The sequence below is a fragment of the Sphingobacterium sp. NPDC055346 genome (assembly GCF_053645235.1).
On the sequence record NZ_JBSHMI010000004.1, the window covers coordinates 376,322 to 389,770 of the forward strand.

A 13,449-nucleotide genomic window follows, 5' to 3' on the forward strand; every position below is an offset into this window, starting at 1 on the left:
TGTTTAATCATTTCTCTTTCTTCGGTTCAATTCTTCCACCAATCTTGAAGCTGTAAAGCTAAAGTCCGCACCAAAGCTATTGATCACAAGACCTTTAATTAGATTATCCGTCGAGGAAATAGCAAACAAGATGCTTTCATCCCCCGGATCGGTCATCCCCTCAAAACGGTAGATTTCATCAATCACAAATTGTTCTGGAGAAAGCTCCTTTGATCGCCCCACGCAAAACAAGCACTCCCCATCTTCCTGAATCACAAAATCCTCTACATAACCCATGTTTTGCAAGTCATTGACCGCTTCGCTCAACGTATCGTAACTCTTCCTATTTCTTGGTTCCATAGTATATTGATTTATTGTAACAACACTGATTTTCAGATTATTGAAATTTAATAAAATATTCGAAAACAATGGACATCTTAAAGTCAATAAATAAAAGAGGATGCTGGGATTGATATGTTGCTGTTTGAACCGGGATGGAATGATAAGAGGATGGACCAAGATCTGGAAATGAACCAGGATAGAATGGATTAGAAGATAAACCAAGATCATAATATAATCGAGGCATTATTAACAATACTTGTCCCCAATACTGTAGGAGCGTATCGAATACGCCCGCTGTTTGAACCAGGATCCCTCCGACCCTGCTCAGGGTACAGGATAAGAGGATGGACCAAGATTATTTAGTAATTGCTCGATGGAAAGGTATTCTGGTTCAAACCTCTCCCAAAACCTTATATTTGTCCAAAGAAATCCACATGACTACCATTAAATTCAGAGAAGCCATTTATGCTGACCTTAACCGAATTGTAGAAATATACAATAGCACCATTGCTTCTAGGATGGTTACTGCAGACCTAGAACCTGTATCTGTTGAGAGCAGAAACAATTGGTTCTATGAACATAACGCTAAGCATAGGCCTTTATGGATTTTGGAAATGGAGGATAAAACTGTTGGCTGGCTCAGTTTTCAATCCTTTTATGGCAGACCGGCTTATAATGCAACTGCAGAGATCAGCATTTATCTTGACCCCACTGTAAGGGGAAAGGGATTGGGGAAAATCGCCTTGGAATATGCCATCAACGAGGCTCCAAGTCTGGGGATCAAAAACCTGTTAGGTTTTATATTCTCGCATAATGAACCTAGTCTGAAACTTTTCAGGCACTTTGGTTTTGAGGAATGGGCCAACCTGCCCAATATTGCGCAATTGGATGACACGGAAAGGGGACTCATCATCATGGGGAAAAGGATCACTCCCTAGCGGTCATTTTCAGTCTTAGGCAAACAAAAATAATTTTATCTTATTTTAGTAAAATGGAGATCGCACTAATTGTCTTTGGGAGTTTACTTTTAATTTTCACATTTCTGCCGCTGATCCGTCAGGATCATTGGACCTTTCGCGTATTTGAATACCCTAGAATCCAGAAACTTGCCCTATCTATACTCTGGTTGATCATATTTTTAATTCATGCAGATTTTCAAAATACCGTCCTGCTTGTTTTTGGCATATTCATCCTCATCAATATCATCTATCTCCTCAAACAAATCCTTCCCTTTACTCCAGTTTGGAAAAAACAAGTCTATAAGGTGGATAAAATTGATGACAAGAATAGCCTGAAAATCATGATTTCCAATGTGTATGAGGACAACGATGACTATAAAGGTTGCTTGAGTGTTGTCCATAGCAATAATCCTGATCTTTTGCTGCTATTAGAAACTAGCCATGAATGGGATAGACAAACGCAGGCATTGGAAACAGAATACAAATACCATGTGAAAGTTCCAATTGACAATACCTATGGGATGTTATTTTACTCTAAATTTCCAATCCATAATCCGGAGGTGAAATACCTTGTGGAAGATGAAATACCCAGTATTGATTGCCAGATCGAGCTTCCTTCCGGACAACTTGTCCAAGTATATGCTGTACACCCTACTCCACCTGTTCCAAATGAAAACCCAAGATCAACAGAAAGGGACAAGGAATTATTGATCGTGGCAGAGAAAGCTAAGGAATGTGATTTACCGGTGATAGTTATTGGCGACTTGAATGATGTTGCCTGGAGCTATACCACCGAATTATTCCTTAAGATGAGTGAACTGCTCGATCCACGTAGAGGAAGAGGTTTTTATAATACCTTCCACGCCAAACAACCTTTGATGCAATTCCCCTTGGACCATGCATTTATCTCTGCCGATTTTAAATTGAGGGAATTAAAGAAATTGGACAACTATAACTCCGATCACTTTCCTATATTCGTACATATACAATTTGAGGAAAGAGCTGAGGAAGAGCAAGAAGACAATCAATTGGAAGCAGACCAAGAAGACAAAGAAGTAGCTGCCGAGAAACGGAATGCAGACACTCAGTAGGACCAATAAACGATGAAAGAACAACATAATTACAAGGAAATCAACAAAAATCTGTGGAATCAAAAAACCGCAGCGCATGTTGACAGTGACTTTTATGACAACGAAGGATTTTTAAAGGGTAAAAGTTCTTTAAATCCTATTGAAATCGAGCTATTGGGAGATGTTAAAGGCAAGGAAATCCTTCACCTACAATGTCATTTTGGGCAAGATAGCCTTTCCCTTGCTCGCTTAGGCGCTAATGTAACGGGATTGGACCTTTCTGACCGAGCAATCGAACAAGCTCAAAAATTAAACGATCAACTAGGTCTAAATGCTGAATTTATTTGCTCGGATGTCTATGAAGCTCCAGCTACACTGAACGGAAAGTTTGATATCGTCTTTACCAGTTACGGAACTATCGGTTGGCTACCTGACCTGAATCGTTGGGCGGAGGTCATTTCTAGATGCTTGAAGCCAGGAGGAAAACTGGTATTTGTAGAGTTCCATCCTGTGGTCTGGATGTTTGACTATGATTTCAGCAAGTTCCAATATTCTTATTTTAATGATGGTGCAATCATTGAAGTCCAAGAAGGAACTTATGCCGATCGGAATGCAGACATTGTTGCCGAGGAAGTTTCTTGGAACCACTCCTTATCTGAAGTTTTCCAAGGTTTATTGAACAATGGACTGCAAATAGAATCCTTCGTAGAATATGATTATTCGCCTTACAATTGTTTTAAAAATACAGTAGAAATTGAAGCCGGCAATTATCAAATCAAAGGATTGGAGAAGACCATTCCGATGTTGTACTCCATTACAGCAAGGAAAAAAAGCTAAGTGAAGAAATTAAAGCATCCAGTTGAATTATCTTGAACTGGATGCTTTTTCATTACACTGGTTTCACCATAAAATATTTTTTTCGAAACCAAAAGGCCAGGTTTACCAATGCTATCAATGCGGGCACTTCTACCAAGGGCCCAATCACCCCGACAAATGCTTGACCACTATTAATTCCGAAGACCGCAATGGCAACCGCAATGGCCAATTCAAAATTATTCCCGGCGGCCGTAAAAGCTATAGCCGTGCTTTGCGAATAATCTGCTCCCACCCTTTTCCCTGCCAGAAAGCTAACAACGAACATAATGGCAAAGTAAATGACTAAGGGTATGGCTACCCTAAGGACATCAAGAGGTAATTGCACGATCATTTCCCCTTTGAGACTAAACATAACGATGATGGTAAAAAGTAGCGAAATAAGAGTGATTGGAGAGATGAATGGAATAAATTTATTTTGGAACCAATCTTCTCCTTTTAAGGCAATTAATGCATATCTACTAATAATCCCCATTAGAAATGGAATACCCAGATAAATACCCACACTCTTCGCAATTTCTAAGATTGAAATATCCACTGAAATTCCAGCAACACCGAAATATGGGGGCAATACGGTAATAAAAACGTAAGCATAAAGGCTATATAAGATTACCTGGAAGATACTATTCAATGCAATCAAACCGGCTGCATATTCCCGATTTCCTTCTGCGAGTTCATTCCAAACAACCACCATGGCAATACAGCGAGCCAAACCGATCAAAATCAATCCCGTCATGTACTCGGGATAACCGTTGAGGAACAATATTGCCAAGACAAACATGAGAATAGGCCCGATAACCCAATTTAAGATTAAGGATGTCGTCAATACTTTAATATTCCGGAATACTTTCCCGATATGCTCATACTTCACCTTGGCTAATGGTGGATACATCATGAGAATAAGTCCAATGGCTAAAGGAATGTTCGTCGAGCCCGTTTGGAAATGGTTGATCCATTGCGAAGATGAAGGAACCGTTTTACCAATAGCAACTCCAATTGCCATGGCTAAAAAGATCCACAGGGTAAGGTAGCGATCAAGGAATTTTAGTTTTGAATTCATCTATTAGGATTTGATTTGTGAAAAGACATAGAACATTTCCTCTGCAATCTGCAGACTGCGTGTGGCATAGACTCCTGCTTGTTCCGCCGTGCCATCTGATACATTAGGGTCTTCGAACGTTACGGGAATCCTTTTCTCTGCACCTGGAATAAAAGGACAACCTGAATCTGCTTGGGAACAGGTCATGATGGCTGCAAATCCAGCTTCAGGATTAAAGGGATGGTCATGTTTTTTAGAAAAACCGATAATCGGCGGATCTATCCTAGCATATTTTATTGCGAAAATTGGATTCTCAGAACCTGATAATTTCAAAATATCAAAGCCTTGCGCCTCCAAGGTATCAATAACAGCTGGGAACAACCTTGTTTCTTCTGTACCTCCTGAATAACAATTTACATTGGGAATATTAAAATAGGAAGCTGCTGTCTGCGCCCAGATTTGAGACAAATGGCTTCGACGTGAATTATGTGTACAGATGAAGTTGATGTTGATTTTCTCCTGAGCATTTAATTTATGCTGAATGAAGTCGATTAATGGTCTTAGAGTTTCTTTACGCTCTGCATTGTCAAAGCCTAACCAGTTTAATTGGTTTATGCTGTTTGTTAAATTGGCATTCATAAATTGTAATAAAGAAATAAACATATAATACTGCTGTTGACCATACCTCCGAGAGAGAAGAAGGACAATAACATCGCAATATTACGATATTAGAGTTTTAATTTCAAATTCTTAATATTAATTTTTCAATAAGTTATTCAACTAGCTGCTTTCAGAACTGTGCATAAAAAAACGGAGACCCATAAATGATCTCCGCTTACAATTATTGATTACATTTTACTTATTCCACCAAATTTTCGTGAACTGCACATCATCGCCTTGATTGCTTAAGGCAGATTGATAATTAGTCTTGTTGGTACTCTGCTCCTTCAGTGGATAGACCAACCTGCTTGGAATGGCATCTCCTATCTCAGGCACAAAAGAATAGGATACTGGTTTTCCTTCTACCGTTCCTGACCAAACCACCTCTCCTTTTTTAACCAGGAACAACGGGTATCCTGTTCTTCGGATCTCTGTCCAGGATTCAATACCTTGACCGTACAAAGCCAAGTATTTTTGAGAGAGGACATTTTCCTTATTTGCTTTTGGGACTCTCATTAAATAGGCCGTTACTTCAGCAGGACTGGCTCCCCAGCGTTCTAGGGAAGCTTTTACACCATTTTCATAACTCGCCTGTTCCCAACCTTTATATTCAGAAATCAAGAATTCCACCTCGGAATATTCCTGCAGAACCTCAAAGGCATTAGCTCTATTGACCAAGTCTCCTGGCAAAGAAATACTATCTAACGGGAAAAGATTTCCAGCTGCTAATGGTAAGCCATAAGGCTGACCTTTATAAATATTTTTACTGTTTGGCTTTGCATACTTGCTCAACCTTGGGTCTTCAATCTTAAATGGACCTCTGTTTCCTTTCAATACGTCAATAAGAACATGAGAAACTGCAAAATCCTTTCTATTGGCCGTTACGGTAGCCCTAAACAATGGAGCTTCATATGGTGAAGCACTGGAATAGGTAAAGCCGGCATTATCAGCATTCGAGGTAAATACGCCTTTATTCAAGGCATCTTCAATATGCTGGGTCGCCAATGCCTTATCCTTGGTCAGGATGCGATTCGCCAGCCTCAACCTTAATGAATTGGCAAACTTGAACCATTTCTCATTCTTCCCTTGATATACGATATCTGAAGTTCCGAAGGTCACCCCTGCCTTATATTTCGCCAATGTATCGGCTGCAATCTTAAGCTCATTTAGGATATCCTTGTAAACTTTCTCCTGAGAAGCATATTTAGGAGTCAGAATATCTGGATTTCTCTTCAATGCTTCAAAATCAGCATCCTTGTTACCATAGGACTCATAAGGGATATCACCGAAAACATCCGTTAAGGAATGGAATGCAAAGGATTTCAAGATCCTAGCAATAGCTATCTGCGTAGAATTCGCACCAGCACCATTTGCTTGTGCCTGTATTTTCGTCGCTTCATCTTCATTCAGCAGGATGATTTCATTTAGGTTGCTTAAGGCCTTGTACGTATTGGTCCAATATTCATCGGAATATCCTGCGGAAACCAAATACCTGGATTGATCGGTATAGATATTCTGGCTAAAATATTGGGCAAAAAGCTGGGCTCCTCGGAAATGAATGCTCTCGCTTCTCAGGGCATTGACCACCTGCCTTTCAGCAGACAGAAAAAGACTGGGTGTAGGTACATTTGATGGCCTATTTGGGTCGACATTTATCTCTTGCAAGGTATCTTTGGAACAAGAGATAAAACTCAAGGACAGCAAAGATGTATATAGGATATGTTTAATTTTCATTTTTTCTAGCATTAAAATTTAAGGTTAACATTAAATCCATAGGTCAGTGGCGTTGGAATATTTCCTCCCTCTATTCCTTGAACATTCCCACTACTGTTGGTGAATTCTGGATCGATGTATTTACTCTTGGTATAGATATTCCAAACATTTCTCGCATAGGCTGATAATCGCACTCCCTTTACCACCTTAGGGTTGTTTAAAGGAATGGTATAGCCTAAAGTGACTTCCCTAAGCTTGACGAAAGTGCCATCAAAAATGGAGAATGTAGTCGGTCCACTGGATTCATTCCTTCCCCATTGTTGAGCGGTAATCCTTGTATCATTGGGTCTGATATTGCTTGTTGAATAGGTTCCATCTGCATTAAATACGACATCAGCCTTTACCCCCTCTAAGACAATACCATCTTCACGGACATTATTTTCAGCGGTGCGCTCCAAGATTCCGGAATACATGCCGACATTATAGGTCTGCGAATAGAAACTTCCACCTACACGACCATCGATCAAGAATCCAAAGTTGAAGTTTTTATAACGGAAACTGTTTTGGAATCCAAATAGATAATCTGGTAACACAGAGCCTAAAGGAACCAATTGAGAGGTTCTTTGATAGGTTCCATCTTCTTTGATCACGCGTTGCCCATCTGCATAGACAAAATCATAACCTAATAGCTGTCCGTATGGTTGCCCCTCTCTAGCCACCAAGTTGATCAAGGAAGAACTTAAGGTTAAGGTATTCACGAGTTCATCCAGTTTAAGGACTTTATTTCTGTTTCTCGCCCAGTTAATACTTGAGTTCCATTCAAAATTTTCAGATCGAACTGGCGTTGCATTCAATATTACCTCAATACCTTTATTCTCCACTTTTCCGGCATTCAATACCTTCGCTTCATAGCCAAAAGCTGATGAAACTGGAATGGGAAGTATCTGGTTTCTGGAGGTGTTGTGATAGTAGGTCACATCAAAACCTAATCTATTTTTGAAGAACTGCAAGTTAAGACCTGTCTCCCACGAACTGGTGATCTCTGGTTTTAGATCGGCATTGTTCAAGGTTGAAGGCAGCTTATTGGATGGTTTACCATCAAATGATTGTTCTACATCATAAACCTTGTTCAATTGGTATGGGTCAGTATCATTACCTACCTGTGCCCAACCTAACCTGACCTTACCGAAAGACAACCAGTCTAGACTTTGGATAGCTGGCAATTGTGAAAACACAAAACTTCCGGTAAATGAAGGATAGATAAAGGAATTTGCATGGCTCGGTAAGGTCGATGACCAATCATTACGCACTGTAGCATCTAAAAACAATAGGTCATTGTAACCTAAGGAAGCACTACCATATAAGGAAGCAATGCGACGATTGTAGGTAAAGTTTTCAATCTTTACGCTGGATGCATTCTTTAAATTGTAGTAGTTAGGTACAATCAAACCACCTTGGGTGATGGCATAATCAACTTTTCTGTGCTGATCCCTTAAGTTTGCTCCTACGTTGGCTACCAAAGAAATCTTATCCCAATTCTTTTTGGCAGTAGCCAAGAATTCATAGTTGTATTCGTTTAATTTATTGCTGGTCTCTTCATATTGGGAAGCACTGCGTGAGTATACCGCAATACGATCCTGAGTCCCGAACTGGTAGATATCGCCATGGACTTTAGCCCCGATCTGTAACCAATCGGTCACTTCATATTGTGCGCCAATATTACCATAGAAACGGTCTCTCTTTTCTTCTAAATAACTTTCATAAGCCGACCAATAAGGGTTGTCGATAAAACGGGTCGCTTCTGCTGCTGGCGTGTTTTGCCAACCTGTTCTATTCCATGCCAATGGAGTTCCATCTGGGCGCTTGTAGTTTTCTAAGCGTTTATAATCTACCTGGACCGCTCCCCATTGGAAAGCCTCCAAGATAATATTTCTGTTGGATGCTCCAGTCCAAGGTTTACCTAAAGAGGTATTGTGGATGTAATTGATACTGGAATTGATGCTCAACTTACCTAATTTGGTACCCCCTGAGAAATTTAGGGTATTACGTCCCAAGGTAGAGTTGGGAACTGTTCCTTTTACATTCTTGTTGGTGTAAGAAAATCTATAATTCGTATTTCCTGAATTTCCCGCAATAGCGATATTGTTGGTATTTGCCAAACCGGTATTGAAAAAATAACTGACATCATGCTCTGGATATAACCAAGGAGATGGGTTTAAATAATCTGCAGCATCTTCTGGATTTAAATTGTACCATTGCAAAACTGGCGTTCCATCTAATTTTGGTCCCCAGCTTTCATCAGCAGCGTAATCCACTATTTTATAGTCTTTCCCTTCAATATTGACCGTTTGAAAGTTTTGGCTATAGCCTTGACCATATAGATGCTGGCGTTTTGGGAGCCTGACAATGTTTTCGAATTCCAGACCTGTATTTAAATCGATACTTACCTGCTCGCCTTTTCCCGCACGTTTGGTCGTGATCAAAATCACCCCATTGGATGCTCTAGAGCCATATAACGCCGCAGCAGATGGCCCTTTAAGGACTGATATATTCTCAATATCATCTGGATTTAGATCTTGGATCATGTTTCCAACATCCTTACCCGCTGAGCCGTTGATGGTCGAAGAGGAGTTTAGATCGGAGTTATCAATCGGAGTTCCGTCTACCACATAAAGCGGTTGATTGCTACCTGCAATGGAGTTGATTCCCCTTAATAGCGTACGGGTTGACCCACCCATATTTCCCCCGGATGAGACAATCTGTAGACCTGCTACCTTTCCTGATAATGCAGACATTGCATTGGTAGGTCTGGTCTGTAATTCTGTTGATTTCACTTCTTGCACGGCATAGCCCAATGCTTTCTTTTCTCTTGAAATCCCCAAAGCGGTCACAACCACTTCCTCCAAGACATCATTGCTAGCTACTAAACGTACCGTAATGGGCTCCGAAGCATTTACCTCTAGATCCTGGTCTTGATAGCCAAGAAAACTAACCTTGATCTGGGTCCTCGGATTGGAAGAGTCTAATGTAAATTCCCCTGAAGCATTGGTTTGGGTTTGCTTCTGCGTTGTTTTATCGATAACGGTAGCTCCTGAAATCGCTTGATTCAGCTCATTCAGCACCTTGCCTTTAATGATATTTTGGGCTTGTGTTTGACCAATTCCTATGGTAAAGAATAGCCCTACGAGATAAAAATATATCGTTCTGTTCATGTAAATAATTTGAAATGGATTAATAAAATGGAATAGAAATTACTGGAGATAGTCTTCCTTAGCTTACCTACCTCCTACGCACATTCGAAAACTGTTATGGGTTGATTTGATATACATATTTAATAAATTCTGCTGCAAATATATAAAATCTACCTAATTAGTAGATTATATTATTGGAAAAATCTATACTTTTTTACTAGACATTGTTTGGATTTAAATCAAGTATACCCACATGTTACTGACAGTCAACTAAATAAACCCAAGCCTCCGTATTCAAATAATTTTAAGGTTCTTCCTTAAAATAGATAATAATAGCTGATTTCAGCTATATTTGTTGAGAAGGATCTTGTTATTTTTGTATAGTCTTAAAATCACACTATGAAATTGCTCAGCGCGCTTCTTATAATTTTTTCATTATTTATATTCAACATTCAGCAGGCAAAATCACAAGAAGCGGCTGCTTACCTTGTTTATGATGACTTTAACCTTTACCATACAAGTAAGGATAGCTCAGCTTTGGTTTTCGTAAATATGGCCTATATCAGAAGTGAGCCAAGCTCAAAAGCTGAATTGCTGGATTCAATTCCCTTAGGGACGGAAGTAAAATTTGTGGAGGAATTATCATTAAACCCCATCTCCTTAAGAGGTATGTACCTGCCTTGGCATAAAATTGAATATCAGAAGGCCAATCAGAAAAAGACTGGATTTATCTGGTTAGGACTATTGAGCCTAGACCATGAGCAGAATAAGAAGACGGGGGAAACCTTCATGTATGGCTTTGCTTGGAAATCCAATGAAGAACTTGAAAACTATTATTGGGTAGAAGCCAAAATATTAAACAAGAACAAAGAATTGCTTGCCTCTAATAGCTTTCCATACTATCCTTCTGAGCAATCCTATACCTTAGGTGAATTAAATACCAAACCTGGTTTAAATTATGCGAAATCCATCTATGCAATTAAATTCCTAGGAGAGGCCTGTGGAATAGCTTCCGAAGAAAATTACTTTGCTTGGGATGGAGAACAATTCACGACCCTACCGAAAACCACATCGGTTTCGGATGCCGGTGTTTTTTATTATGCAGAGGAGTTGGTTTACCCTAAAAAGCATAAGCTTGGAAATGATGTTATCCTAAAAATATCGGAGGAAGGAGAGGCTGAGTTTGAGGAAGAGGCCAATCCTGAAGAGGAGATCAAGTTTAAAATCTCCAAAAAGGAAGAAACCTATCAACGAAATGGCAATGCCTATCTCAAGGTTTCTGAAAGGACCATACAAAAATAAAAACGGCTTGCTTGAGTAAACTCAGCAAGCCTTTTTAGTCACACTACTATTATCAAATAGTTTCTTAAATATCATTGTTTTTCAACAGCTCCAAGATCTGTTGATAGGTATATTCTAAATCTTCTTTCTCCGTGCAATATGGGGGCAGGATATACAGCACATTGCCCATTGGTCTCAATAAGACCCCCCTCGCCATAAATTCATTGAACAACTTTTCCTGGACCTTATTAAAATATGAGGTCTCGGTATGGGTTTCCCATTCAAACGCAAGGATGGTCCCTGTTTGACGGACATTTTTTGCTTGTTCATATCCCTTTAACTCTTCAGCAAATTGACTATGCCATTCCGTTATGGCCTTTATCTTCACCTGAGTAGAATCAAGCAGCAATAAATCCAGGCTAGCCAAGGAAGCTGCACATGCTATCGGACTAGCAGTAAAGGAATGGCCATGGAATAAAGCCATCTTCTTTTCGTCCGAATAGAATGCTTGATAAAGTTCCTCCGTACAAGTCGTAATACCCATAGGCATCGTTCCGCCGGTCAATCCTTTTGAAAAACACATGACATCGGGTTTTTCGATCAATTGATCTGCTGCAAACAAAGTCCCTGTCCTTCCGAAGCCTACAAAGACTTCGTCCTGAATCAACATGATCCCATGCGACTTACAATAAACCATTAAGTCCGACAAATGTTCGGCCTGATGCATTAACATTCCTCCTGCCCCTTGGACCAAAGGTTCGTAAATGAAACAGGCTATCTGATCGGCATGCTCAGCAATGATCTTTTTGTTTACTTCCAGGTTTTCCGCCGTCGGGGCATCAATAAATATGACATCAAATAACAAATCTGCAAACGGAGCAGTCCACTGTCCACGAGCACTTACCGACATGGCACCAAAGGTATCCCCATGGTATCCGTTCTTTAGAGCAACAATCTTATTCTTGCGCTTGCCTTGGTTGAAGGCAAACTGTATGCACATCTTCAAGGCAACTTCCACTGCCGTAGAACCATTGTCAGAATAAAACACCTTCTTCTGGTTGAAAGGAAGCAATTCTAGTAACCGTTCTGAAAGAGTAATTGCCGGCAGGTGCGTGAAGCCAGCAAAGATGACCTGCTCTAAAGTATTAAGCTGTTCATAGACTTTATCGGCAATATACGAATTTGAATGGCCATGAAGGGTAACCCACCACGAACTTACCATATCTAGATAGCGATTTCCTTCCATATCGAAAAGATAAGCATCTTTTCCACGTACGATAGGAAGGTGCGTACTGGTCTTCATCTGCGAATAGGGATGCCAATTGACCGCTATATCACGGTCTATGCATTGCTGTTGCAAAAGCCCTCCTTTTTCAATTCCATTGGCTTTAAACCTAAGTTCTTCAACATCTGCATATCTTCATCCACGCCAGGATTTGGAGTCACCAAAAGGGTCTGCCTTTCACCCGTGAAAATCGAGTTTGCCCCAGCCATAAAGCACCATGCCTGCTCTTCCTCATTCATTTCTATACGCCCCGCACTTAACCTGACCATAGAAGATGGCAATACTATCCTCGCCGTAGCAATCATCCTGACCATTTCCCACACATCAATCTTTGGCAAATGCTCTAAAGGCGTACCGGCTACCCTCGCCAAAGCATTGATTGGTACTGATTCTGGATGTTTTTCCATATTGGCCAAAGTGCGAAGCATCGAAATCCTATCTTCAGCTTTCTCTCCCAGACCTATTATACCTCCAGAACAAACGGTAATCCCCGCTTTTCTGACATTTTTGATGGTTTCTATCCTATTGTCGAACTTCCTAGTGGAGATAATCTCATCATAAAACTCCTCAGAAGTATCCAAGTTATGGTTATAGGCATAGAGTCCTGCTTCCTGAAGCCTATTTGCTTGATCCTCGGTCAACATCCCTAGCGTACAGCACACTTCCAAGCCCATTTCATTGACCCCTTGAACCATTTCAATGATCCTATCAAAATCCCGATTGTCCCTAACCTCTCGCCAAGCAGCAGCCATACAGAACCTGGAAGAACCGCTGTCCTTTGCTTTTTTAGCATGGGCCAAAACGGTCTCTGTTGGCAATAACGCCTGCACCTTTATGTCTGTGTGGTAACGTGCGGCCTGCCCGCAGTAGGAACAATCTTCCGGACAGCCTCCAGTCTTCACTGACAACAAGGTTGAAATCTGGACTTCCTGTGGATTATGCCACTGCCTTTGTACCGTTGCGGCTTCATATACCAATTCCAATAATGGTCTGTTATAGATCTCTAATAGCTCTTCTTTCGTCCAATCGTGTTTTAATGTTTTATTAGCACTCATTT

General features: G+C 40.4%; 11 protein-coding genes. 4 read left to right on the forward strand and 7 right to left on the reverse strand.

The annotated features are described in order from the left end of the window. Positions 1 to 3: 3 nt before the first annotated feature. Positions 4 to 339, reverse strand: a complete 336-nt coding sequence (locus tag ACWICE_RS10650) for a phosphoribosylpyrophosphate synthetase (protein ID WP_185216808.1) — start codon at positions 337 to 339, stop codon at positions 4 to 6. A gap of 416 nt (positions 340 to 755) precedes the next feature. On the opposite strand from ACWICE_RS10650, the gene ACWICE_RS10655 reads away from it, so the two are divergent. The 3 genes from ACWICE_RS10655 to ACWICE_RS10665 are packed head-to-tail and all read left to right on the forward strand — an operon-like array spanning position 756 to position 3,187. Further along, positions 756 to 1,259: an N-acetyltransferase family protein gene (locus ACWICE_RS10655; RefSeq protein WP_454298348.1), complete on the forward strand. Its 504-nt coding sequence runs from the start codon at positions 756 to 758 to the stop codon at positions 1,257 to 1,259. Positions 1,260 to 1,312: 53 nt separating this feature from the next. Next, positions 1,313 to 2,371, forward strand: a complete 1,059-nt coding sequence (locus tag ACWICE_RS10660) for an endonuclease/exonuclease/phosphatase family protein (RefSeq protein WP_454298349.1) — start codon at positions 1,313 to 1,315, stop codon at positions 2,369 to 2,371. A gap of 12 nt (positions 2,372 to 2,383) precedes the next feature. After that, positions 2,384 to 3,187, forward strand: coding sequence for a class I SAM-dependent methyltransferase (locus tag ACWICE_RS10665; RefSeq protein WP_454298350.1), 804 nt, complete (start codon positions 2,384 to 2,386; stop codon positions 3,185 to 3,187). A gap of 52 nt (positions 3,188 to 3,239) precedes the next feature. Here the strand turns inward: ACWICE_RS10665 and arsB are convergent, their stop codons facing one another. The 4 genes from arsB to ACWICE_RS10685 all read right to left on the reverse strand — a co-directional run bounded on the left by arsB (position 3,240) and on the right by ACWICE_RS10685 (position 9,847). Next, a complete protein-coding gene (gene arsB / locus ACWICE_RS10670) occupies positions 3,240 to 4,283 on the reverse strand; it encodes an ACR3 family arsenite efflux transporter (RefSeq protein WP_454298351.1) in 1,044 nt (347 codons plus the stop codon). Between the two features lie 3 nt (positions 4,284 to 4,286). Next, entirely contained in the window at positions 4,287 to 4,901 is a 615-nt protein-coding gene (locus tag ACWICE_RS10675) for an arsenate-mycothiol transferase ArsC (RefSeq protein ID WP_454298352.1), read from the reverse strand. Positions 4,902 to 5,117: 216 nt separating this feature from the next. Next, entirely contained in the window at positions 5,118 to 6,656 is a 1,539-nt protein-coding gene (locus ACWICE_RS10680; RefSeq protein WP_454298353.1) for a SusD/RagB family nutrient-binding outer membrane lipoprotein, read from the reverse strand. A gap of 11 nt (positions 6,657 to 6,667) precedes the next feature. After that, a complete protein-coding gene (locus tag ACWICE_RS10685; RefSeq protein ID WP_454298354.1) occupies positions 6,668 to 9,847 on the reverse strand; it encodes a SusC/RagA family TonB-linked outer membrane protein in 3,180 nt (1,059 codons plus the stop codon). Between the two features lie 378 nt (positions 9,848 to 10,225). Between ACWICE_RS10685 and ACWICE_RS10690 the strand changes: the two genes are divergently transcribed. Then, complete coding sequence (locus ACWICE_RS10690; protein ID WP_454298355.1) at positions 10,226 to 11,128, forward strand: SH3 domain-containing protein; 903 nt, start codon at positions 10,226 to 10,228, stop codon at positions 11,126 to 11,128. 64 nt (positions 11,129 to 11,192) lie between these two features. Here ACWICE_RS10690 and bioA read toward each other — a convergent pair whose 3' ends face one another. Next, the gene (gene bioA / locus ACWICE_RS10695; protein ID WP_454298356.1) at positions 11,193 to 12,467 is read right to left on the reverse strand and encodes an adenosylmethionine--8-amino-7-oxononanoate transaminase; all 1,275 of its coding nucleotides are present in this window, start codon (positions 12,465 to 12,467) and stop codon (positions 11,193 to 11,195) included. Beyond that, a complete protein-coding gene (gene bioB / locus ACWICE_RS10700) occupies positions 12,449 to 13,447 on the reverse strand; it encodes a biotin synthase BioB (RefSeq protein WP_454298357.1) in 999 nt (332 codons plus the stop codon). The genes bioA and bioB overlap by 19 nt, the downstream gene beginning before the upstream one ends. Between the last annotated feature and the right edge of the window lie 2 nt (positions 13,448 to 13,449).